Annotated in this window: 22 protein-coding genes; 2 read left to right on the forward strand and 20 right to left on the reverse strand. The window is 63.4% G+C overall.

Annotation, left to right across the window (positions count from 1 at the left end; genetic code table 11):
- The first annotated feature begins 71 nt into the window (after nt 1-71).
- On the forward strand, nt 72-920 hold the full coding sequence (locus CH283_RS18920; RefSeq protein ID WP_015586164.1) for a UbiA family prenyltransferase: 849 nt from the start codon (nt 72-74) through the stop codon (nt 918-920).
- Nucleotides 921-932: 12 nt separating this feature from the next.
- On the opposite strand, the gene CH283_RS29055 is transcribed toward CH283_RS18920, so the two are convergent.
- From CH283_RS29055 to CH283_RS19020, 20 genes are all read right to left on the reverse strand, one after another.
- A complete protein-coding gene (locus tag CH283_RS29055; protein WP_015586163.1) occupies nt 933-1,613 on the reverse strand; it encodes a helix-turn-helix transcriptional regulator in 681 nt (226 codons plus the stop codon).
- Between the two features lie 191 nt (nt 1,614-1,804).
- Complete coding sequence (gene def, locus CH283_RS18930) at nt 1,805-2,371, reverse strand: peptide deformylase (protein WP_015586162.1); 567 nt, start codon at nt 2,369-2,371, stop codon at nt 1,805-1,807.
- A gap of 145 nt (nt 2,372-2,516) precedes the next feature.
- On the reverse strand, nt 2,517-2,684 hold the full coding sequence (locus CH283_RS28375) for a hypothetical protein (RefSeq protein ID WP_155289036.1): 168 nt from the start codon (nt 2,682-2,684) through the stop codon (nt 2,517-2,519).
- Nucleotides 2,685-2,709: 25 nt separating this feature from the next.
- Nucleotides 2,710-3,600, reverse strand: coding sequence for a hypothetical protein (locus tag CH283_RS18935; RefSeq protein ID WP_015586160.1), 891 nt, complete (start codon nt 3,598-3,600; stop codon nt 2,710-2,712).
- Between the two features lie 168 nt (nt 3,601-3,768).
- Nucleotides 3,769-4,077: a hypothetical protein gene (locus tag CH283_RS18940; RefSeq protein WP_015586159.1), complete on the reverse strand. Its 309-nt coding sequence runs from the start codon at nt 4,075-4,077 to the stop codon at nt 3,769-3,771.
- A gap of 36 nt (nt 4,078-4,113) precedes the next feature.
- Nucleotides 4,114-4,545, reverse strand: coding sequence for a hypothetical protein (locus tag CH283_RS18945; RefSeq protein ID WP_015586158.1), 432 nt, complete (start codon nt 4,543-4,545; stop codon nt 4,114-4,116).
- 78 nt (nt 4,546-4,623) lie between these two features.
- Nucleotides 4,624-5,373 (reverse strand): hypothetical protein, encoded by a 750-nt coding sequence (locus tag CH283_RS18950; RefSeq protein ID WP_015586157.1) that lies wholly within the window; start codon nt 5,371-5,373, stop codon nt 4,624-4,626.
- 76 nt (nt 5,374-5,449) lie between these two features.
- Nucleotides 5,450-6,229, reverse strand: coding sequence for a hypothetical protein (locus CH283_RS18955; protein WP_015586156.1), 780 nt, complete (start codon nt 6,227-6,229; stop codon nt 5,450-5,452).
- Nucleotides 6,219-6,911 carry a hypothetical protein gene (locus tag CH283_RS18960; RefSeq protein ID WP_052047787.1) on the reverse strand — a complete coding sequence of 231 codons (693 nt, stop codon included), beginning with the start codon at nt 6,909-6,911 and terminating at the stop codon, nt 6,219-6,221. Before CH283_RS18960 ends, CH283_RS18955 begins: the two co-directional genes overlap by 11 nt.
- A 715-nt stretch (nt 6,912-7,626) precedes the next feature.
- On the reverse strand, nt 7,627-7,959 hold the full coding sequence (locus CH283_RS18970) for a hypothetical protein (protein ID WP_015586153.1): 333 nt from the start codon (nt 7,957-7,959) through the stop codon (nt 7,627-7,629).
- Between the two features lie 40 nt (nt 7,960-7,999).
- Nucleotides 8,000-10,249: an FtsK/SpoIIIE domain-containing protein gene (locus CH283_RS18975; protein WP_052049378.1), complete on the reverse strand. Its 2,250-nt coding sequence runs from the start codon at nt 10,247-10,249 to the stop codon at nt 8,000-8,002.
- Nucleotides 10,249-10,677 (reverse strand): hypothetical protein, encoded by a 429-nt coding sequence (locus tag CH283_RS18980; protein ID WP_015586151.1) that lies wholly within the window; start codon nt 10,675-10,677, stop codon nt 10,249-10,251. Before CH283_RS18980 ends, CH283_RS18975 begins: the two co-directional genes overlap by 1 nt.
- 666 nt (nt 10,678-11,343) lie before the next feature.
- Nucleotides 11,344-11,943 carry a hypothetical protein gene (locus CH283_RS28810; RefSeq protein ID WP_015586149.1) on the reverse strand — a complete coding sequence of 200 codons (600 nt, stop codon included), beginning with the start codon at nt 11,941-11,943 and terminating at the stop codon, nt 11,344-11,346.
- Nucleotides 11,943-13,409, reverse strand: a complete 1,467-nt coding sequence (locus CH283_RS18990) for a peptidoglycan DD-metalloendopeptidase family protein (RefSeq protein WP_072692242.1) — start codon at nt 13,407-13,409, stop codon at nt 11,943-11,945. Before CH283_RS18990 ends, CH283_RS28810 begins: the two co-directional genes overlap by 1 nt.
- A 119-nt stretch (nt 13,410-13,528) precedes the next feature.
- A complete protein-coding gene (locus CH283_RS18995) occupies nt 13,529-15,646 on the reverse strand; it encodes a hypothetical protein (protein WP_141214634.1) in 2,118 nt (705 codons plus the stop codon).
- 50 nt (nt 15,647-15,696) lie between these two features.
- Complete coding sequence (locus CH283_RS19000; protein ID WP_015586146.1) at nt 15,697-18,222, reverse strand: ATP-binding protein; 2,526 nt, start codon at nt 18,220-18,222, stop codon at nt 15,697-15,699.
- The gene (locus tag CH283_RS19005; RefSeq protein WP_015586145.1) at nt 18,222-18,953 is read right to left on the reverse strand and encodes a hypothetical protein; all 732 of its coding nucleotides are present in this window, start codon (nt 18,951-18,953) and stop codon (nt 18,222-18,224) included. The genes CH283_RS19000 and CH283_RS19005 overlap by 1 nt, the downstream gene beginning before the upstream one ends.
- Nucleotides 18,954-19,014: 61 nt before the next feature.
- Nucleotides 19,015-19,347 (reverse strand): hypothetical protein, encoded by a 333-nt coding sequence (locus tag CH283_RS19010; protein WP_015586144.1) that lies wholly within the window; start codon nt 19,345-19,347, stop codon nt 19,015-19,017.
- 33 nt (nt 19,348-19,380) lie between these two features.
- Nucleotides 19,381-20,490, reverse strand: coding sequence for a conjugal transfer protein (locus CH283_RS19015; RefSeq protein WP_094631017.1), 1,110 nt, complete (start codon nt 20,488-20,490; stop codon nt 19,381-19,383).
- Nucleotides 20,487-20,768, reverse strand: a complete 282-nt coding sequence (locus CH283_RS19020; protein ID WP_015586142.1) for a hypothetical protein — start codon at nt 20,766-20,768, stop codon at nt 20,487-20,489. The genes CH283_RS19015 and CH283_RS19020 overlap by 4 nt, the downstream gene beginning before the upstream one ends.
- Before the next feature lie 334 nt (nt 20,769-21,102).
- Between CH283_RS19020 and CH283_RS19025 the strand changes: the two genes are divergently transcribed.
- Entirely contained in the window at nt 21,103-21,948 is an 846-nt protein-coding gene (locus CH283_RS19025; RefSeq protein WP_015586141.1) for a hypothetical protein, read from the forward strand.
- Nucleotides 21,949-21,963: the final 15 nt, after the last annotated feature.

A 21,963-nucleotide genomic window follows, 5' to 3' on the forward strand; every position in this document is an offset into this window, starting at 1 on the left:
TCAAGCACGGCACACAGGTAGGTCGTCCTGGGGGCGCGTCGAGTCCCGCAAGAAATGCATGGTTGTGCTTCGTGGAGGCCAGACCGCAGGTCCAAGGTGTCTATCTGCTTCGATTCGCGGTTGGAATTGCCGGCGTATCAGCGACTGCAGGGCCTGTCGGTGTCGGACAATTAGCGGCCGGCGCGTTGACCTGGTGGGCCGTCGTGATATCGACGTACTTGTTCAATGGTGTGACTGACGTCCTTGAGGATGTGGCAAACGCGTCGCAGCGACCGATTGCGCGGGGGGAACTGGCAGTCCGTACAGCCCGGTGGGTCAGCGTGGCTACGGCGATCACAGCCCTGCTGATGGCTGCAGTTGCGGGGCGCGAGATGTGGTGCTGGACCTTCGCCTTCCTGACGCTTGGGTGGGTGTACTCGGCACCGCCACTGGCTGCCAAGCGTTGGAGTTTGTCTTCTTCTGTAGTGATATTCGGCCTCGGCTGGGCAAGTTATGCTGCCGGAGCGGCCGCCGGCGGCGGAGGATTTGGGCGTACGGAACAAGTCTTCTGCGCATCGATGGCAACATGGATGGCGTTGGTGGGAGCGGTCGTGAAGGACCTATCCGATGCCCACGGGGACGCCATTGGTGGGAGGCGCACTCTGGCAGCGCAACGTGGACTCAGCTCTGCACGGCGGCTGGCCATATTCGGAACGACTGTCGTTGGAGTATGCGCACCGATCGCCTCACTGCTATGGGCACCGCTCGCACTGTTCGGAACATTGCCGTTGACTGCTGGAGCTCTCTGGGTGATGGCGCTATGCGCGCGGGCGAACGACTATGACCTGAAGGCACGGCGCTGCGGGTACCGCGCTTTCATGGCCACCCAGTACGCAGCAAACCTCGCGATGCTCGGCACCCTCCTGGTGCGCGCGGTATGAAATTGCGGGCCGCTAGATGCGGCTGCCGAATAGCCTGTGCAACGCGTCCATACGGGACGACGCCCCAAGTTTCAGATAGGCGTTGGACAGATGCCGCTTGACTGTGAGCTCTGAAATATTCAGAGTGCGAGCGATCTGCCGGTTGGTCATCGCGAACGCCACAGCCTCCAAGACTTCAAGCTCCCGGTTGGTCAAAGATGCGTCTGACGCGGCCTCAAGCACTCGAAGTTGCCTGTCCCTCAAATGGCCTCGGGTCTCCTCGTAGCTGAGCATGCCCGTGTGAAGGCGGCCACCGGCAGCAAGGCGAAAAGCGGCGTTGATGCGTCTCCAGACCCCAGGTCGGTGTGTCAAGGGTGCCTCTTTGGCGGCCAGCTCTATTGCAGGCTCAAGGGATGACCACAGAATCTCCACAGCTCGCACGGACTCCGAAGCCGGTATTGCCTGTAGGGCTCGATGCGAGCCGAGCAACCGGGTGTACTCGTCTGGAATCGCCGACCGAGTAGTCGAAGACGTGGGAAGGCCTAATGCATCTACGCACTCGTTGAGGATTGCCAGTGCTTGGCGGCGGCACTGTGACCACACCCCCGGATTGATCCCGAGGGGACTATTCTCGCGTAGCAAAGTGGTTCTGTACGCCGTCACTACCTCTGGAATCGCGGCCCGTAGCGACGCCGCAGCCATTGCGTAAGGCATATGTTCCCCGAACTCCTGTTCCCTAGCCCAGGATACAAGACCATATGGTCCGTTGCCGTGCAATAGCGAGCCATGGATGCGTTGAGGGTTCGACCTACTGTTTCGTGTAGATGAATGTCAGGCTTCGTGAAGGTCTTGACGTCACCGGGTGGGTAGGCGGAGCAGAGCGGTCACTGCTTCCGGAGCAGAATCTATCGTGTTGGCCAATCGTTGCTGTACTGCTCAGAGACCGTCTCGTGGTCACGATAGAGCTGTTTACGTTTGCGCTTCGAGAGGCGGTCGCCGAAAACGATACCGTTGATGTGATCGGTTTCGTGTTGGAAACAACGCCCGAGCGTGCCGCCTGCGTTGAGTTCGATCTGGTTACCGTACTGGTCCTGTCCTCGACAGATAGAGAACTCTGGCCGTGCGAGGTCGGTGTATGCGCCGGGGAGGGACAAGCATCCTTCACCGAAATCGATGAGGTGTCGATCGTTTCCTTCGGCGAGTTCGACTACCGGATTGCAGACGACACCAGTTCGCCGTGTCCCGGTCTCGTCACTGCAATCGTAGATGAACACCGCAAGGTCGATGCCTACCTGCTGAGCGGCGAGGCCGGCACCGTCCGCAGCAGTATTGGTCGCGAACATATCGGCAAGCAGACTTTGCAGATCAGGACCGAAGTCGGTCACCGGTCGAGCCGATGTGTGCAGGACAGGGTCGCCCCATCGGACGATTGGTCGAGCATTGCCGAGGCGCAGAAGTTCAGAGACAGGCATGACTCGTATGCTCCACCCTGGCTACGTTAGAAGCAACCGATGAGGTTTGTTTTGGGCGCGTATCACGTTTTGTGGCCGTCATCATGGTGCGGAGTGGCTCGACGAGAGCATCCGATCGCGCAGGGCCCATGACAAGTGACCGTCTCTATTCCGATTCTTCGCCGGTGTCGATGGCTCCGTCGATGGGTCCGGTCTGGGGGTCTTCGGCTTGGACGGCGCGAAAGTCGGCGCGCGGCATGATGTCTGGATGAAATTGCCATGGTGCGCGGCGTTCTCGTCGGTGTGGTGGCGGTGAGGCCTTTTCGGTGGGCATGTCTGTTTGTTCCTTTCGCTGATGGTCAGTCCGTGTCGATGTCTTCGAGTTGCACGACGAGCCTTTCCCTGACCCTCTGACCTGGTCGCTCGTAGGGGACGAAGTGCGAGTTGACGACTCGGTAGCGGGTGCCCCGTGGGAGGAGGTGGCTCGTGTCGTCGCCCTTGTCCGATGCTCCGAGGTACAGCCCTCGTGTTGTTTGGATCTCGAATACGGCGTCCGTCGGATGGCTGTGTGCGTCGAGTTCGTGGATCGAGTGGCGGGCGCCGGTGAAGCGGTCGAAAGCTATGACCGAGCCGGGTGAGAGGGTCTCGGGTAGCTCGGATGGATGGATGACGGCGTGGGGCAAGCTCACAACGGTGTAGACCAGGTGTCCACGTCCGGACTCACGCTCGTATCGCTGGATTGCGCGGTCGACTCTCTGGATGTGGCGGCGCTGGTCGTCGTCGAGCCGAACTGCATCACCGTTGACATCGGACAATGCGTCGTTGGTGCGTTTCCAATTTTCTGGATCTCCGATCAGTGTGCTCATCGCACGGTGCTGGGCTCGGGGAACGCTCTGCTCGACAGTCCTTTTGGTGGCTGATCGCGCATTGCGCTGGCGGGCGCTGAGGCTTCGACGGAGTTCGATCGCGGCCGGCAGCGAACGTCTTTTTCGTTCGTTCGTGATCGGCGCGGCGGTGTTGCGGGGGAAGGCGCGTTCGAGGTCGCGGCGCGCGCGTGTCAGACCGGGCAGTCCTTCGATGTCGGTATCGAGGCCGCGGGCATGCTCGCGATTCGCGGCTCGGTCGGCGAAGGATGCGTGCGGGAGCACCACCCCTTGCTTCTTCTCCAGCTCTCCGCTGGATCCTCGATCGGGGTCGAACGCGCCCCCGTCTGGGGTGACGCGGTTACGACTACGGCGCGCGGAGGACATCGGACCTCACCCGGAGGGGGTCTTGCGGTCCCGGATACAGAGTCGGTACTGCGGCCCCGCGGGGGGCGGCGGTACCGACTCGACCTGCAGCGCCGCCGAAGTATTCGACAGCGCTGCAGCAAGTGCACGCTCGGCGGACGCCTCCACCGAGCAGTGCGACAGCTTGGGTCATCGTCCCGGCCGGCCGGGCAGGTCGGTTCCGGTTCCTATCGTCCATGCGACATCGACGACGTCGGACAGGGTCCGGCTCAGGTGGCCACAACTCGTGCATACGCCGGGCAGCTTCTGTGAAATCAGATCGAAGAAGTGCTCGTCGCACGCGAGGTGGGCCATGAGCTGTCCGCCGGCGCAGCAATCTTTCATGGCCACCGCCCACCATGCGCCCCGCGGTCCCGCTCCCCCGTCCCTGGGTTCCAGCGCGCAGACGTCGCAGGCCAGCTCGATATGGGTGATCGCGTCGGTTCGGTCGGTGCTCATCGCACAGCCCCCTCTGGTTGTCGACGGGATGTCATGTCAGCTCGCCATGGCGTCGTGCTCGCCGTGCTCGTTGTGGTGATCACTCCGGTGTTCCTCCGACGCCGGTGCGGCATGGTTCTGCTGCCCACTGTCGTGCCCGTGGGGTTCGCCGCCGGTGGCGGCGGTTTCTGCCGGCGGGGTCTGCGTGGGTTCTTTCTTGCTGGTGGCCGGTTTTGCGACTCCCTTCAGTGATGGCCGGACGTAGCCGCCCTTCTTCAGTTGGGCGGTGGTGAAGCCTGCAGCTTTGGCGGCGTCGTAGGCCACGATGAATTCGGCGGTCGAGTCGACATGTTCGGCCTGCGCTTTGGCGACTGCTTCGGCCTTCTGCCGGCTGTTCTCGGCTGCTTCGACAAGGTTGCGCATTGCGGTGAACTGCGGGCCGAGGATCTCGCGGGTGGTTGCATCGGCCTGGTCGGCGGTCTTGGGCATGAGATTCCTTCTTTCATGTTGTGTGCGAGGGACTTTCATTTCCTCTTGGGGAGGAGATTTGTGTGGCCGATCGTGTGGTCAGTTCGCCGGTTCGGTCTCGCCCGCAGTTGTCACCGCGGTGTTGCCGAGACCGCAGAGTTGCGTGGCCGCGACAGCATCACCGCGGGTGATGGGCAAGGCGTATGTCTGCGCCACACGAAGATATTTCGCCGCAAATGCACATGCGAGGTCGTCGTTGCTCGGATGCCACTGAGAAAGCCCACGTTGGGCTCGATGTTCAACTGCCTGCGCGCTGGCGACGATGATGTTGGTCTGTACGTCGCTGACAAAGCGTTGCTGCTGTTCGGGTGCCCATGCAGCAGCACCCAACGCCCACGCCGCGTCCAGCGGGTAGACGTAATCGCTTGCTGCAGCATCTTTCTCAGATGCTGCATCGAATTCGACGGTGACACCGGTGTATGGATCATTCAACACGCCCTGTGCCACAACGCAATTGTCCGTTCCGGCAGCGAATGTGACGGCCTCGAGCTCCGCTGCCAATGCGATGTTCCTGGTGTCGCATCCGTGATCGCTGCCTGGCGGCCGCACGAGAAGTTCCGCCAAGCGCTGACCGTCGGGCCACCTGGCCGTGCTGTCGATATCGTCGACGACGGGCAGGGCGTCGAGAAGGCTCGCAACGGTGATGACGTCGTGGAAGACCTGGGGTGGTGGTGGCGCAGTGTCGGCCTCGTGGTGATCCGTCGTGATCACCACGGCAGCCGCGGCCGCCACAGCGACCATCACGGCTGCGGCAATGGCTGTCCATGCGGTCTGATGTGTCTTCGCCATGATGGCAATCACCTCTTCGGGAGCTGTCGAGTTCGGGGAGGGAAGAAAAAGCAGGACGCAACTGCGCGCAGGCGGATCAGGATGCGACGAGAGTGAGCGCGGTGCCGAGTGCGAGGTACGGGCCCAGCGCGATATGCGACCGTGCAGGCTCGGATCTGATCGCTCGAAGGACCCGCACGACTATCACTCCGACGAAAGCCGTCAGGATCGAGAACACCAGCGCCGCACCGAGGGATGTCCAGCCGACGTAGCCTAGGACCATCGCGAGCGAGACCACCAGTCGCGCATCGCCGATACCGATTCCGCCGCGCAGAAGCACTGCAAGCGCGAAGAACAATATGCCGGCGGCCAGGCCGGCCAGAAGGGCGCGACCGACCGCGCCCCAGGTGCCGTGAACGACACCGGTGAGCAAGATCATTGCTGCAGTTCCGCTGGCGGCCAGATACGCAAGAGCAGTCGGAATCCGTTGCACGCGTTGGTCGATCCACGCAATCCAGGGCACTACCAGAGCCAAGAACAGCATTGCCGCCGGCGGCGCACTCGTCGGAGTACTGACGAAAGCGGAGATGACGCCCCACACGACACCGGAGACGATGACGGGAATTTTCGTCCCCAGCGCCGCCTCGTCGACGGAGATCTCGACCCGTGCACACACCGCGATGACGGTGGTCCGCAGCGCGGCCGACAGAGCTACCCCGACGATCACTGCTATCGCGACAATCGAGACGCGGCCGACAGTCGCAGCAGTTGATGCCTGAGTGCTGGCCCAGGATGCCGACGACGCCTCGATCAAGGCCCATAGGACGCCTGCCGCCAGAGCGACCACGACACTTCTGACGTAGTCGCTACGCAACATCGGCTTCTCGTTCACCATCGGAGCGAGCGGCGTGCACGGCCATCCGGGCACGGTAGCGGACCTTCTTTTTCACCGCTGAGTCGAGATCGATTCCGAGTACGTCGGCCAGGTGCTCGGTTGACCACCGCCGACGGAGCGAAATTCCTACGATCTCGGCTTGCTCTGCAAGAGTGAGCGGCAGTCTCCATTCGCCGCACAGGCGACGGTAGACGGCCGCCTCGTCCACGCCGCGGATGCCTCGGGGCGAATGTGGACGTGCTCGGGGGTCGTCGATTTCGTCATCGTCCCAAGCAAGAGGCGTCGCCCATCCCTGCTCACGGGCTGCATTCCGGACCTGCTCGTCGGGGCCGGGTGTCATGGAGATCTGGTCGTAGACGTCGTTGATGACGGACCAGAGTTCACTGGGGACAACTTGATCCGATGGCAACGTCGAAAGCTTGGGCACCGACAGCCCGGTCAGTTCGGACAGCGCTTGCACCGAGTAGCCCATCGCGACGAGGGCCCGGATCCGTCGCTGAGCTCCGACACCTAAGGTCATCGCCCGTCCCCGGGTGGGGTGGAAGGTGACGTCGAGAATAGCTTTCGAGATGCTTGCGGTGGTCTCGAAGCATTTGTGGTTGGCGACTGTCTCCACATCACTGAGGCTGAGCTTCGTGAGATCGAGGATCATTTGGTCGGGCATACCGCCGAGCCGCAACGACAGCAGGTGGCGGCGGGCGGGTCCGGAGGGTACCGACGAGGCACTCCCGCGGCGGGATGTTCTGTTAGATCCCGCCGCGGGAGTGGAGCGACGTCGCGCACGCGCAGCGTCACTGCCGTCGCTCGTCGGGCCGAAGGAACCACCCCTCGACGTCGTCGAGCGACTCCATGAACCGGTATTCCGGTCAGGATTCATTGTATTGCTATCGGGCACTGCATCACACAGTGCGGGGGAAAGATTGTTTTGCGTACGCGAAACCACGTCGACGTCAGTCATGGTGCATCCCTTTTCAGTTGATGCGGTTGGTCAGACCGCACATCAGATGTTGGGGACACTACCTCGCGGGAGTGCATCGCGTCCAGACCGTCGGGTCGTTTTTCTTCGGTGATGAGAGTTCCTCGGTCGTACAGTCCGCCTGCCGCGACGCCGGTATAGCTATCTGCCTCGGCTCTTGTGCGGCATGCGACGAAGGCCGCGAGCGGGCAGGTCTCGCACGATTCGAGGAGATGCGCTGCAGCGACGGTTGCTTTCCGGCGCCGTTCGAGACGTGGGATCCGTGACTGCAGCAGCTCTGCGACCGCCGTTTCGCGGGCGGCCCAGTTGCTGTCTCGGACACACTGACCGAGCGGCATCGTGAACGATTCTCTGCTCGCGATCGCGCGTAGTTCTGCGCGGCGACCACTGGTGGCTTTCGTTCTCATCCCCGGTCTCCTCGGTGCAGTCGAGCCTGTCGGGCTGAGTAGGCCGAGCGGCCGGCGCTGATCGCGACGGCACCGAGGGCGACGACGACGGCGAGAGCGATGATCAGTCGTCGACCGTCGAGCCCGGCACCGTCCGATGCTGGGATCTGCACCATCGGGGATGCCTCGCTGGCGATCAGAATGGAGTGCTCGACCAGCCAGGCGATTGCCGTCGACCACCACAGGCCTGCGGATCCGAGAGCCATGGTGGCTGCGAGTGGGGCGATCCAGATCAGCGCCATCTGATCGTCGTCGGAGAGGGCTTTGCTGTTGTTGCCGTGTTGGGACATGTGGTTGTTCCTCTTCTGATCGTGTGTGTCGCAGAGTGATTCAGGTGGCGAGGGCAAGGGGGCGACGAACTTGAACAGTCGCGTCGAGAGGAATGTCGAGCACCCCCTCGTCGTCGCCGTCGCCACGCCAGGTCAGCCCGACCATGTCGTCACCCGACTCGTCTCCGTAGATGTCGGGTTCGTTGTCGACGACGACCCAGATCCCGGCGTCCTCGTCGAGGAGAACTAGGTCGCCGGCAACGAGGTCGACCGGAGCAGTGTCTTCGGATTCGCCGTAGCCCTCCCAGTCGTCGACGTCGGTACCGGCGTCGGGGACCACCTGCAGGTGCGGGCGGTCCTTGTGCATCGGAGAGCCCGGGACGCCGGACACGGCTTTTTCTTTCGGCGTCTGCGCGTCGGGCTTGGGCTGGCGAACGGTGGGGGTGTCGAGATTGAGCATTGCCATCGGCGACGATGCGCGACGAGCTGAATCACTGTCCGCGCGCGTCTTTCGCCTGGCGACGGGATCGAGATTGGGATGGTCCGACGCGCGCGCCCAGGGCGCGCCGGAGACGTGATGGAAACGGATCTCTTCGTCGCCGTCCACGGTGCCGCCGGGATCCGGGTCGAGGATCACCAACCGCTCGTGCCGCACTTCGAGAGGACGCAGGCGGTCCAGCACCGCTGCGTCGTCGGCCCCGGGCTCAGTCTTGCGGGGGTCGGGAGTGAAGTAGGTCTGAATTTCGACCGCTTGGTTGTGGTCGTTGACACTGGTCGCCCGCCCACGACATCCGCGCGGGATACCGACTCCAGTGGTTGCCGATTCCCACATCATCAACGCGCCCTGCGGACTCAGACGGCCCATCGATACGCGCTGGCGAAAGTTGTCTCGCATGTCGCCGCCGAAGTACTCGGCATCGGGTCGCTGCGTTCCCAGCACCATGTGGCACTTCGCTGTGCGGCCTTTTCGTCCGATCGACGCCACTTCCTGGAGGGTCTTCGGCTTGGTGGGATCACCCTTACCTTTGATGCTCGAGTACCAGTTGAGCAGGTTGCCTCGGAAGTCGGCGTACTCGTCGATGAACAGAACGACGGGCTCAAAGTCGGCCTCGGTAGCTTCTCCGTTGACGATCAGCGAGTACCGGGTTTCCATGAGATTCCAGAACCGATAGATGACCGCGACCTGGTGCTCCATGTGGCTGGCGACGATCTGTACATTCGGCCAGTCCTGGAAGCCCAAGAACTCGACCCCTTTTCCGTCGACGACCCATACCGGCCAACCGTGCGCGGTGAGCTGTGTCAGCAGGGTGTGTGCGGTGACGGTCTTTCCGGTTCCGGATGCACCGACGAGCATGAAGTGTGGGTCGATCGCCGGCCGCCACACCATGGGGTTGCCGTCCTCGTCCTCGCCGTACGAAATCGCGACCGAGTCGTAGTCGGAGTGCGCGAGGTCGCCGAGATCGGTCGTGGATTCCGCGTCGCCGAGGCCGGCCGGGTTGTAGAGCTTCTTCGGAAAGGTCGGGCGCACCTCGAAACGCACCCAGTCCGTTTCGAGGTTCCAGCGAGCACGCCACCGACCGGGCAGATTGACGCTCACTACTCGTTGTACTCGGGCCCGATAGCCCTCGGACTCGAGTCGATGTCCGACCTCATGGGTGGCTTCGACAGCTACAAGATCCCCGGTGCTCGGGTCCGTCTCGTGTCTGGTGATCTTTCCGGTCGGCCCTAGCAGCGCGAGAATCGTGCGCGTGGCTTTGACGAGTTCGGGCGAGACATGCGTCTCGGAGACGGACCGTGTGTCCGGGACGAGAACGAGACGGCGTTTGCGTGTGTTGTGCTTCTGGATCCGGTACCGGCCCCAGCTCTGCTGGGAGAGCAATTCGACGACGCGGGGCTCCCACTGTTCGTCGAGAAGGAGCGCGGCCGACTGGTAGCGGACGGTGATTCTGCCCGGACGGCCGGGCCACTGGCCGCTCCACCGAGTCGCCGTCAGGACATCACGGGTCGGCGGTGACGCGGTCAGCCGGCAGAGCTGCTCGATCGCACGATCGGTCTCTTCGGCTCGGATCGTGGCGCGATAGCCGTTGTAGCTGACGGCCGCGCCCGCGCCGACGCCGAGTGCTGCTCCACCCCATGCGATCGCTGTGTCGAGGTTCAGGATCGGGCCCAGTGCTGCCGACACGACTCCACCGGCAACGTAGAGCACACAGTTGCGGATCCACGGATTGTTCTGGGGGTCGAGCGAGGGTGCATCACGTAGCGACCGGTATCCGTCGAGGGGTGCCTGAGTCGGGTTGGGTAGCGCGCACATCATGCATCCCGGGTGATCGTGATCAGGATCCCGTCACCGGAAGTTGGGCGCATCGTTGCGGTCAAGGCCACGCTGCGTCGGCCGACTTCGTTGTTGAGATGGGTCGGGTTGTAGTCGAGGGTGAAACGGCACGCGGCGTGAGGCTGGCAGTGCGCAGCGCGGAGAGCCGCATCGACAAGTCTGATCAATCGTTCGTCTTCGGTGTCGACGAGCAGGTTGCTCGAATTCCACTCGACGACGAGCGACCAGACCTCGTCGGTGGTTGCGAGGGTCACGATCCGGTTGGTGGGATCGTCGAGCCTGAGGGTCTCGATCCGAGCGAAGTTCGGCAGCGCTCCTCGATCGATGACAGGACTCAGGGGGCCGGCCGTAGATCGACTGCTCCTCGAACGTGCCCTCGCTACGTGTAGTCGTGTCGGTGCGCTCATGGGGACTCCCTGTCTCGTCGTGCCTTCTCGAGAACAGGTAGATCCAGGTGCGTCGACTTCTGTGACAGCCGCGGTGAATCTTTTTCCGACAACCTTTCATCTCGCGCTGCAGCGCATGCGTTCATGGCCCCATCAGTGGCGCACCGATCGGTCACCAGTGCTCTATCGGTGAGGGTGCGATTGGGGACGGGCAAGTCGCGTTCCGTGTTGCGACTGACCGTCGCGGGAACAGCTATGTGCGCTCGACACCCCTTGACATGGGGGGTACGCTGCAAACGGCGATGCGAAGCGAGTAAGGCTTGCAGCGACCTTCCCACATCCGGGGCATATAACCACCAATTCGCGGCAGCATCGGCGCCTCATCAACTGCTCATCGGATGCGGTTCGATTCCTCTCTTACGCACCCTCGGGCAACGTCCATCCGCCAACCCCAGCGTCGGCGTGACTGCCACGAGATTCGGTATACGCAAGCCACCCCGACCGGCCTGGGGTGGGGCTCCTCCTCGCGGATCCGCGAGCTAAGGGCCGACGGAAGCCGGTTGTCACGTAGCGCGACAGGGCTATGAACGGCGGCACCGATCACGGGAAATAGTGCGTTCCATGTTGCCTGTACAGGGCGATCGGTTCAGTGGCCGGCGACCCTCTCCGGGTCATGTGCGGCGAGGGTCAGAAATCGAGAGTGTCCACACTCCACCCGGCTGCGGTCGGCACTGCCGATACCCACACGGTCGTGGTGGAGTCGACGGGGACCGTGGCATCCGAGGTGACGGCCGATTGCGTTATCTCCGCGACTCGATAGATGCGCTCGGCGGTATCTGCCGGGCATCCGGAGCAGCCGATCGAGACGGTTGCGGTGATTTCGGCGTCTTCTTTCTTCCACTGTTCCCACTGGGCACCGGGGCCTCGCTCGGTCGTTGCAGGGGTGGAGAGTTTTGCAGCGAGGTTGTCGGTGAACCATCGGCGGGCGCGTAGAAACGCGTCGGTCGAGCTCGTGTCGGTGCTGGGGTACCAGGTGAAGGCGGTCGTCAGTGCTTGACGGATTGCGGTCTCCGCGTCTGTGGCGGCGCTGCTGATCGGAGCGGGTACAGCGGTTGTCTCGGTTGGCTGTGTGTTGATTTCGGGTAGCGACGGCGCGGTTGGCGCGCTCGTTGTCTCCGGTGCCGATTCCGGCTCATCGGTGGCGGGTGAGCTGCAGGACCAGGCGATGGTCACCACGGCTACAACGACGAGGAGGACGGCTATAAGACGTCGGCCGGCAAGGGACATCAGATCCTCCGGGCTTTCATTCCAGCCATGAGTGGAGCTTGTTTGACGACGTCTCCGGTGGTGGGGGCGTGGATCATCTGACCGCCGCCGATGTAGATACCGACGTGCCCAGGGCCGTTCGCCTCGAATGATCCGAAGACGAGATCACCGGGCATCGCTTGATCGATCGGGATCTCCGAACCCACTCCCCATTGGGCCTCGGATGTGCGGGGCAGGGTGATGTGCTTGCCCGCGAAGTAGGCGAAACTGGTCAGTCCTGAGCAGTCGAATCCTCCTCGGGAGGGGCCGTTGATATCTCCGCCGCCCCAGACGTAGGGGGTTCCGAGGTACTGGCGTGCAGCCTCGACGACATTGTCTCCGTCAGCTCCGGTCGGCACGAACCGGCCTGTGGAACCTTCGGATGTGTACTGCGCTTGGCCGGCCAGAATCTTCGCCACATAGGGCTGTGTTTGTGTGGTGTAGTCACCGCCGGATGGCATTCCACCGGCTGCGAGCACCGCGGCGGGGCCCGCGTTGTAGGCGGCAATCGTCAGTGCAGTTGGGTCGCCCTTCACTTTTCTCGCGGCGATGGCTGCGGTGATATCTCCGTTGATGGCGCACATGAAGTGGGCTTGTGAGATCACTGCATCTCCGATGGAGTTCGGGTCGGCTCGCCCGTCTCCGTCGTAATCCTTGCCCCACGTTGCCCAGGTTCCCGGCATGAATTGTGCGGGCCCCAACGCTCCGGTGCTCGATACCGGAGCGGACGGGCCGTAGCGGAAACCGTTCTCGGCGGAGAGTTGGGATGCGATCAGGGGAGCACCCACGCCTGGGCACACGGCTCCTGCTTTGCGGATCCACGGCTCGAACTCCGGCGGCACGGATCCGGTTCGGAGATCTCCGCCGGCCGTGCCGAAGCCACAATCGACAGCGGTACCGGCGCCGGTCGGTGAATCAGCGCCGGACGATTGGGGGCTTCCCGCCTGACCGAGTTTGCTCATCGGGTCGATAGCGGTTCCGCCCTGTAAACGGCCGCCTTCCCAGTACTCGAAGTGCAGATGTGGTCCGGTGGAGCCGCCGGCGTTGCCGATGTCGGCGATGTGGTCGCCGACCTTGACCTGTTGTCCCTCCTTGACGAGGACGCCGTTGGGATACATGTGCCCGTACACGGTGGAGACCGGTTTTCCGTCGACGATCGAGTCGAGGACGATCCACATTCCGAAGCCTTGAGCGGGTCCGGCTTTGACCACAGTGCCGTCGAGGGCTGCGTAGATCGGGGTGCCGATCGGGCCCGCGAAGTCGACGCCTTGGTGCATCGTGCCCCACCGCTGCCCGAAGGGGGACGTCATCGTGGTCGTGCCATCGCGGGTCGGCTTGCCGATGGGACCGGACGGGGTCAACGGCGATGCATCATCACCACCGGTACCGGACGAGACCGTGGGGGCACAACCGCTGGAACCTGACGATGTGACGAGTACGACGACCATCAATGGAATGACGACGAGTACACCGAGAGCGGCGATACCGACCGCCAGGGCGAGTTTCCACCATCGACGTGGCGCTTTCGAGTTCGGCGACACCGCTGTCTCAGGCGGGGCCACCAAGGTCATCGCCGTGCGCCTGACGCAGCTCGATGGAGGATTTCCGTCGGATTCGTGGTGGCACCTGGTTGGACGGTCGGTCGGGCACGACGCGGAGCACTCGACGGCCGCGTGGACCGGTCGGGAAGCAGAAGCGGCGAGCCCTCATCGGTGGAGTACTCACGGAATCGTCCGCCTCCAGGGCCGGTCACCGTGGCGCGGCTGGCCCGAACTTCTCGGTTTCCTGGAGTCGACAGTGCGGGAGCGGTGGCCACCGGCCGCTTGATACCGGGTGCGTTCGTTGTCTTGTCGCCGTGAGAGCGGACCGCCGATCGGTCTCCGACGGGGCTGGAGACCGGAGTGTGGGAGTGACCGGAGCCGACGACCGACTGCGTCGGGGGAAGGTCGATGTTGATCGGTTTGCGAAGGCTGGGGTGGGTTTCGGAAGCATTGGTGGTGTCGGTGGCCGCCTGGGTAGCTTTGGCGTCGCTCCGTCGACCGACGACCTTCTTGACGCCCGCGGTTGCAATCTTCCCGGCCGAGTAGACCACGGCAGCAGTTCCAAGTGTGGCTGCGCTGCTGGCGGCTGCCGTCCCGTCGACGAGAGCTTTACTCGCCTTGGCGGTTCGGGCCGTTGCATGGCTGGCTGTCTTGGCCAGTCCCTTTCCACCTTGATAGGCCTGGCGGGCCACTTGTCCGGCGTAGGCAGCTTGGGCGAGGGGGCTGGTCGGTGTCTTGGTCGATATCGCGGTGGGCGCGGCTCCTGGTCTGCTTCCGAGCTTGCGTGCGAGGGCGTCGGAAGCTTTGCGTAGTCCTTTCACTGCGCGGCGGTAGAGAATGATGCCCGCGATCAGAACGATGTCGGTCAGGATGAATTTCATCATCAGCGGAGAGTCGCCGTCTCCTCTGAACAACTGTCCGATCACGATCATGTATCCGACGAGGAACACCACCGCGAAGATAACGATGACCATCGACATCAGCACCGCGGCGAGGGTTTTCCACAATGCTCCGCGGCCGGATCCGGGCAGAATTCCAACGACGGTCACCACAATTCCCTTGACGGCCGATGCGAGGGCGGTGAGTACCGCGAGGATGAGGGTGAACGCCAGAATTGTGGCGAATCCGAGCAGGATGACACCGGCCAGTAGCATCGCGACCCCGGACCCGACCTGTCCCGGTCCGGGGTGATCGGCGAAGTCCTTCATCTGTTTTGCGCCTTCGCCGCCGCAGCCTTTGATGTTGTCTTTGAGGGTGTCTCGTGTGTTGCCGTCTGCTTTTTCGTGGCCGGCGTCCCAGGCTTGAGTGCAACGTTCTCCGTCGGGCGAGCCGTCGATGACTCGGCCGAAGTTCAGCAGTTGGGTGGGTTGCCTGATGAACGTGTCGGCCATCTGTTCCGAGATCTGGTCGATGAGTTCGTCGGAACTCGACGTCGTGTCTCCCTTGTTGGCCAGGCCTGCCGCAAGCTGCACGCCGGCGTCGCGCGCCTGCATGATCAGGCCGTCTTGTCCTGCGACCCGTTCGACTGGATTGGACAGGATCCCCACTGCCGCAGCGGCGATCGCTGCTGCCATCAGGAGTTCGTACACTCCCGTCGTCCACCGTCCGCGAATGACCCACCACGCTCCGATGCCTGCAGCAGCGGTGAGAAGAAGGCCCGTGAGCTGGAACTGATCGGTGACCGTTTGCATGGCATCGCCGATCGAACGGAACGGCGCAGTCAACAATTCGAGCCACTCGAACCGCAAGGCGTAGGTGACGAACCAAATCGCGAAGCCGGTCACCCCGCGGTACACCTCGTACTCGAGCATGATGAAGGTGGAGAACACGGTGTACATCGGGTGCCCGACCGAGCCTTCGTCGATGGACATGAAGTAGTCCCAGACCAGAATTCCGTGAGAGTCACGGACTTCCATCCAGCTGAATGTGCTGTTGGTGGGCAGGGTTTCACCCGGGTCGGCATGAGCCGGTGACGCCAGGGCGATCGCCAGCAGACCGATCATGTGCCAGACAGCGACACCTGTGACGATCGCGCGGCGGATTCGAGATGCCACTACCCACTTGAAGACAGGGCCGAGGAAGCGAGCGAGAACACTGCACCACGACCGCGGGATCCACGACCACAGCACGAGCTCGAGAACCATCTTGACGCCGCCGCCAATCGAACCTGGCCGGCGCACAACTCGTTTCGACATCACCATGTCGCCAACTCCGCAGCGCGCTCGGTAGTCGATTCTTTCGGAGTCGTACTCGCCGCTTGGTATCTCGCTTCCGATGCCGGAAGTAAGACCTTGATGCGGCCGACGTTGCCGGCGGGATCGCGCATGTAGCCCTCTCCGCGGCGATGCGGTGCGACGTATCCGTCTTTGCCTTCGACGGGCGATGTGTTCTCCATCAGCTCTTTGAGCAGTCCGAGATCGTCTTCCCCGACGCCGAGCCACTTCAACGATTTTTGCGCTAGTCGTCGATCCGTCTGCCGGAACACGAGCCGGGTGGGGATGAGCCCTCGCAGCGTCTCGGAGCCGAAGTCTGCTTCGGGGTCGTGCGATCCGAGCATCACCGCGGCGTCGTGTTTGCGGCCGTCTCGAATGAAGTCGATGATGATCTCGACACCTTCGCTCGAGCGCGTCAGGTGATGGCATTCGTCGAGCAGGAAGACCGCGAGGGTGTTGGGGTCCGCGAAGCAAATGCCGCGGGCGATCTGCGCGATGAGGGTGTACATCATTCGCCCTACCCGCTTCTGGAGCGACATCTGCTTGAACAGATGCTCGTTCTCCACTTCTCGCTCCGAGGGCAATTCCAGTGTGTGAGTGCGGAAGACGATGGCTCCTGCGCGTGGATTGAACGGCTCTAGGTCCGGCCGAAACAGCGCTGCTGCATAGGATTTGGTCGCGTAGACCTTCAACTTTCCGGCAAGCTCGGCAGCTCCGTCGAGGGTGCAGTCCTTCTCGAGGTGCGAAACCAGGCCTGGGGTAGTGAAATTGCCGAAGCGAGCGCGGTATTCCGGCTCGAGCACTTGAGACAGCAGTACCCCCAAACGGTCGTCGGGCTGAAGTTGCAACAGCGGCAACAGAATAGACACCGCAACTTCCCCTCCTCGTGCGGGCGAGAACAGCCGAAGAGGGTCCATCGTGACGTCCGGTGCTGCGGTATCGACGACCACCGCGTCGGTGATCGCTTCGGCCCACAGTGCGTATTCGCCCAGAGGGGTCCGGTCGACCACGATGACTTGGCCGCCGCGGTCGACGACCTGGTTACCGGTTGTTTTCAAGTAGCCGGACTTGCCTGATCCCAAGTTGCCACACACTCCCACCGAACCCGAAACGTCACGTGACGCTTTCTTGGCGATGTCGTGGTGCACGACGCCAGTGCGGGCCGAGGAAATGTTGAGTGCGATCAGCGGGCCGTCTCCGTCGCCGAGATCGTTGCGGGTGACCGGTACGTACGCGGCGAAATGTTCGGATGTGGTGATCTGCGCGAACTCGTTGCAGATCGCCGGCGTCGGCACGCCGGGTGTCATTGCCCAGAACAGCTCCTCCTGGAATCCGATCGGTGACTGCAACCTGTAGGTCGAACCCTCGAACTCCTTCGCCAGCTCGCGCTGATATGCGATGGCCGTCTCTTCGTCCGCGGCGGCGACACAGAAGACGGTGGTGGATTGCACTTCCATCTCCATTGCGTCCGCCTCCAGAAGCGCGTTGTATTCCGCGAGGGCGACGGCAGCGTCGTCGAGGACGCTGCCGGTGCTCAATTCGTCTTCTCGCTGGGTGTATTGATCGTTCATCTGCACCAAGGCGCGGCGGTTCTTCTTCAGAACCTCCGATGCAGCGGAGTTCTTGAACCGAATTGCCCAGTCGACATCGACGCCGCCCAGGTTGTCCGCGAGGGTCAGGTACTCCGAGCCTGGAAACAGCGTGCCGCCCGAAGGAGTGGCGGCGAGCACCAGGAAGCACTGATAGCTGGCCGGCGGTGGCGTTACCTCCCACGGCTGGTCGACTTTGAGCACACGCGACAAGGTCGGCGCCTTGGCCCGCCAGCCCGATTCGGGGCGATCGCTTTGAGCCCCTTCGTCGAGCCGCGCGGCAGTGAAGGATCCTCGAGCAGTGCCTGCCGGATGATCTAGAGCGGTGGGCATGTCGGTATCGAGGCCGAGGCCGCGCTGCAGAGCATGTTGGTGCAGCCACACCATCTGGGAGGGGGTTGCGGGGGTCGCATCGTAGAAGGCAGGGATGGCCGCGGCGATCTGCGCGGCCTGAGCTGCGCGGCGTTCTCTCTCCTCGACGGGAATCGACGAGGGCGGCATCCCCAGCAGATCGGCCACCGAGGACCATGCGGCGGACGTTGCGGCCTTGACGGTGTCACCGAAGCCGTGGTTGGCCAGGGGGATGGACAGCCAGTAGATTCGCTGGCCGGGTCGGATCTCCTCCAGGCGGTCGATCGTGGCGTCGCATTCGTCTGCCCACGCGGGATGGAGATCGAGATCGACACCCCGTTCCATGCGCTCGACGATGGTCATTGGGTCCAGACTGACCGCGACACTGAGCAGGAGAGATTCGCCAGGAAGAGCGCGCAGCAACATCTTGTGCATCGCCCGCGCGGTCTGTCGGTCTTCGATCGGCCGGTACCCGTACGGGATTCCGGTCAGGACGTAGTCCGCCCAGACGACTCCGGAGCGGGTCCAGCGCAAGTTCGAGGTGACGAGCCGGTTCGGTTGTTGCATTACGCCTTCTCTCGGGTCGGGGTGGGGGCCGCTGCAGCCATGGCAAGCAGCTGCTGAACGCTGCTCGCCGGTGCCAGGTTGGCGACGCCGAACGCTTCGGCCAGGGCTGGACTCTGCGAGCGCTGGCGTTCGCCGTCCGATCGCGGCCGGGCTGGCGCTGGTGCGATCTTTCGCTCCGGCCGCGGTTGGGTCAGAGGTCTGAATGCTGGTGCGGCCGGCGCTGCGTTGTCGTCGAGCTCCACCGGTGCCGCGGCGTTCTCTACTCGATCGCTGGATGCTCTGATGACTGCTGGTTCACTGATAGCAGCGTCGTGGCTTGGCGGGGTGTCGAGGATGATCACCGACCCCAGTACCGCGTGAGGGCGTTTGATCCGGATCGGCTCGCCATTGATCCTCGACGGTGACATCGCCCCGGTAGCCGCGCGCCCGACACCCCGGACTACTGAGATCGGATTCCGTGCTCCCTGCGGCAGCCTCCCCAACGCCCACAGGGTGCCGCCGGTGACACCGAGGAAGATGACACCGTTGGTGATGACACTGCCCTGCGCCCACAGCGACTGGGTCAGCCACAGCAGTCCGCCTGCAATACCCGCGCCGACGAACTGGGTCAGGGTGTAGGGGCCACCGGGGATCTTTCGGCCGTCTGGCGCTTTGCCGATCAGCTGCGGAAAATTGCGCGCTTTGGTGAACATCTTGACCACGCTCCGCGAGGAGGCCTGCTGTTCGGTCATGGTCGGTCACACTCCTGCGGGGGTCGTTGAATCGAGGTGTTCGTGAGTTGGCCGAGCAGTGTCAGATGAACGCCGCGATCGGATCGGGCACCACGACGACCTCGCTGCTTTGTGGCGAGGCGGAGCCGGGAAGCTCGTCGCCGACACTGTCTTTGACGGCGGTGATGTTCCACATCACCCAGATCAGTGCCCCGCCGACCACGATCGCCACCAGTGTTTTGGCAATGGCGAAGTGACTTTTGAAAGCAATCGCGGCGATGAACCCGGCGACGCCGACGCCCACGAGAGTGCGGATGAGGCCCTGCACCTCCGCACCTTTGTTGTTGGCCCATTCGATGATTCCTTCGGCGACGACGGTCGACGACGGATCGGCCAGGATCGAGGTAATGGTCATTGTTCGTACCTTTCGGATAGGGGGAGCAGAGCGTCAGTTCGGTTGAACGGGCGCTGCGGGAACGGAGGAGGTAGTGCTGGCACCAGTCGAGGTCGGCACCGCAATGGTTGGGGTTGCTGCGCTGAGTCCGGTCGAGTTCGCGAGCAACGGCATCGGGTCGAGCGCGGATACTTCCCACCGGCCACCCCGGGCGATCGCTGTCAGCGGGTATTGCACGGTCGAGGTCTGCGCTCGGTCCGTGGCTGTGACGGTCGCGGTGGCGAGCACCCGTACCGTCGCACCATCTGCCGGGGATCCGGACGCACCCGCCGAGAAGTCGGTGTCCGAGACGAGGTCGTTGATCTGGACACTGGTGTACGGCGCGGGGGTGACGGCACGGATCGGTGTGCCGGGTGAGGTGTAGCGAGAAATTTCTCCGGCACCGGCAACCATTGCCGAGAGGAACTGGCTGATCGACTGGGTGAGCGAGTGATCGAGGCCGACTCGGAATCGGTAGCCGAGTGTGAGGTCACCGCCGGTTGCCGGGGCCGCCACAGCAGCAGGGACTGCTGCAGCCCGCGCGTCGTCTCCCACGAACACGACAGGGACCGAGAAGTATCGACGTTCCGGCTTCGTCGCCGGGTCTGCCCCGATCGGAACCACCGAGACCGACACAACGATCGCGTAGTTCTGGCCGGCCGCCTGTAGCGGTCCTCCTTGCGATGTCGATCCTGTGGGACCCTGATTTCGCGCCGGCGGGTCGATTGCTTTCACGCTCGCGATTCGAGGTTCGGACGCGGTATAGCTCGCCTGAGCCGGAAGCGACATGCCGTCGGTGCGGACGAAGCGCGCGAGGGCTTTCTCGTCTCCTCGCTTGGATTGCAACCACGTCAACACGAAGTCCTGCGCGAGGTCGGTCGCTGCTGCTTCGCGGGCTGTGTCGATGACCGTCTGAGGGTTTGCCTTGCTCTGGATCGGCGTCGTGGACCCGACGCCGGCCAAGACGAGAACCAGTGCCACCACTCCGGAGCCGATCGCCGCGAACAGACCCCACTTCATCGCCTTGGTCGCGACCGCTTGCTTGCCGGCCCACTGATGAAGCTCGGTGGCCGGCGCAGCTTCTGTCGGCTTGTTCGAGCCCTTCTTACGGAGATGGATCTTCATGAGATCTCCTCGTGCCGAGACGGCTCGACCGTGGCGGGTACGAAGCCCTCGTCGACCAATCGCAGAGCGCCTCGACCCCGGGTCGCCATCATCCGTTCGAGCGCTGCCCGCGCCTGCTCGGCCGGCTCACCGAGCACGACCTCGCGGACGCGGCTGGCGATCTCTGCGCTGAGCGGATTGTCGCCGAGTTGCGCCGCGAGGCCGCGGATCTCTTCGGACACCGAGTGCACGCGAGCGGTGTCCGAGAGCAATGCGGCCGACGGATCGTGGTCGTCCATCCGGGGTCCTCCTGTCGGTAGCCCGCCGTGTACGGGCTTCTGAGAACAGGTAGATCCCTTCGCGGGCGGGTCTGTGACAGAGGCGACCGGAAATTTCTCGAACTTTTTTTCACCGCCCCGCTGCGATTCGTCGGGCTGTTATCACCGTCGCCGTGTAACCGCAGGTCACAGCGGTCTATGTCGAACGCGGGGCGCTGCCGTTTTCTGGTTCCGCCGGACCCGGCGGGTATAACAGCTCCGCCTTTTCGAGTAAGAATCCGCAGCTCAGCGGATATAAGGCGCTGTTTGTGTCAGAGGCGATCGAACTTCAGTTGCCTCTATCAGGAGCGCCCCAGTGACCTCGCCGCAGCCTTCCTCGCATTCCTCCACCCCACTCGGATACAGCACATCGCTGTTTACGACGATCAACGCCGAGTGGACCAATCTCTGTGTCGACGCTCTCGCAGGCCGCGAAGTCCGCACGTGGGCCGATCGACACCCCGCATGGTCGTCCGCTCGCTCCGTGGCCGACATCGCTGAGCTTGCCGCTCAGGACAGTGACGCCACCCTGTCCCTTCTGCTCACCGAGCACAGTGCAGGCAGCGCCCTCGCCGGCACAGTTTTGGTCCGGTTGATGCTCCCCAAGCTGGTCCGAATCCATCGCTACGCGCGGCTGGACGGAACCGATCACAGCCGCGAAGAACGTGCCTCGCGTACCATCGCCGCGTTCTACGAGGTGATCGCTTCGCACCGTCCCGGCGGCACTGGGATTGCCGGGGCACTCTCGCTTCGGACGCTGGGTCTGATCACCAAGACCTGCGAATCTGCGGTGGAAACGCCGGCCGAACCCGACCAGCTCCACCGGGTTGCCGACGGATCCGATGACCGCACGACCAGCAATCCGGGGGAGGTATCGGCACGGGAATTGCATTCGGTTCTTGCATGGGCAGTGCAGTCCAAGACCATCACTGCCGACGAGCACTCACTTCTGATCCGTGCATATCTCGTCACCGAAGGTGCCGATCTCGCATCGCTCGCCGTCGAGGAGAACTGCTCACCGGCAGCCCTTCGACAGCGCTTGAGCCGCGCTGTCGCGCGAGTCCGCGACGGAGTAGCAGCACGCACCGGCAACACTCCCTCGCCGGGAAAGCGGACGTTCTTCTACACCCGATCACACCATGAGTCCGCCTTGGCGAGCTGAAGTCCACCTGCACCA

It is taken from the genome of Rhodococcus sp. 05-2254-2, from assembly GCF_002259095.1.
Classification (GTDB): Bacteria; Actinomycetota; Actinomycetes; order Mycobacteriales; family Mycobacteriaceae; genus Rhodococcoides.

Excerpts from the sequence above, each read along its gene's own strand:
- CH283_RS18935 (WP_015586160.1), bottom strand. The coding sequence starts at position 3,600 with ATGTCCTCCGCGCGCCGTAGTCGTAACCGCGTCACCCCAGACGGGGGC.
- CH283_RS29055 (WP_015586163.1), bottom strand. The coding sequence starts at position 1,613 with ATGCCTTACGCAATGGCTGCGGCGTCGCTACGGGCCGCGATTCCAGAG.
- def (WP_015586162.1), bottom strand. The coding sequence starts at position 2,371 with ATGCCTGTCTCTGAACTTCTGCGCCTCGGCAATGCTCGACCAATCGTC.
- CH283_RS18940 (WP_015586159.1), bottom strand. The coding sequence starts at position 4,077 with ATGAGCACCGACCGAACCGACGCGATCACCCATATCGAGCTGGCCTGC.
- CH283_RS18970 (WP_015586153.1), bottom strand. The coding sequence starts at position 7,959 with ATGTCCCAACACGGCAACAACAGCAAAGCCCTCTCCGACGACGATCAG.
- CH283_RS19000 (WP_015586146.1), bottom strand. The coding sequence starts at position 18,222 with ATGCAACAACCGAACCGGCTCGTCACCTCGAACTTGCGCTGGACCCGC.
- CH283_RS28375 (WP_155289036.1), bottom strand. The coding sequence starts at position 2,684 with ATGCCCACCGAAAAGGCCTCACCGCCACCACACCGACGAGAACGCCGC.
- CH283_RS18960 (WP_052047787.1), bottom strand. The coding sequence starts at position 6,911 with ATGCCCGACCAAATGATCCTCGATCTCACGAAGCTCAGCCTCAGTGAT.
- CH283_RS19015 (WP_094631017.1), bottom strand. The coding sequence starts at position 20,490 with ATGAAGATCCATCTCCGTAAGAAGGGCTCGAACAAGCCGACAGAAGCT.
- CH283_RS28810 (WP_015586149.1), bottom strand. The coding sequence starts at position 11,943 with ATGTCCCTTGCCGGCCGACGTCTTATAGCCGTCCTCCTCGTCGTTGTA.
- CH283_RS19005 (WP_015586145.1), bottom strand. The coding sequence starts at position 18,953 with ATGACCGAACAGCAGGCCTCCTCGCGGAGCGTGGTCAAGATGTTCACC.
- CH283_RS19020 (WP_015586142.1), bottom strand. The coding sequence starts at position 20,768 with ATGGACGACCACGATCCGTCGGCCGCATTGCTCTCGGACACCGCTCGC.
- CH283_RS18945 (WP_015586158.1), bottom strand. The coding sequence starts at position 4,545 with ATGCCCAAGACCGCCGACCAGGCCGATGCAACCACCCGCGAGATCCTC.
- CH283_RS19010 (WP_015586144.1), bottom strand. The coding sequence starts at position 19,347 with ATGACCATTACCTCGATCCTGGCCGATCCGTCGTCGACCGTCGTCGCC.
- CH283_RS18955 (WP_015586156.1), bottom strand. The coding sequence starts at position 6,229 with ATGTTGCGTAGCGACTACGTCAGAAGTGTCGTGGTCGCTCTGGCGGCA.
- CH283_RS18990 (WP_072692242.1), bottom strand. The coding sequence starts at position 13,409 with ATGGTCGTCGTACTCGTCACATCGTCAGGTTCCAGCGGTTGTGCCCCC.
- CH283_RS18980 (WP_015586151.1), bottom strand. The coding sequence starts at position 10,677 with ATGAGCGCACCGACACGACTACACGTAGCGAGGGCACGTTCGAGGAGC.
- CH283_RS18975 (WP_052049378.1), bottom strand. The coding sequence starts at position 10,249 with ATGTGCGCGCTACCCAACCCGACTCAGGCACCCCTCGACGGATACCGG.
- CH283_RS18995 (WP_141214634.1), bottom strand. The coding sequence starts at position 15,646 with ATGGTTCTCGAGCTCGTGCTGTGGTCGTGGATCCCGCGGTCGTGGTGC.
- CH283_RS18950 (WP_015586157.1), bottom strand. The coding sequence starts at position 5,373 with ATGGCGAAGACACATCAGACCGCATGGACAGCCATTGCCGCAGCCGTG.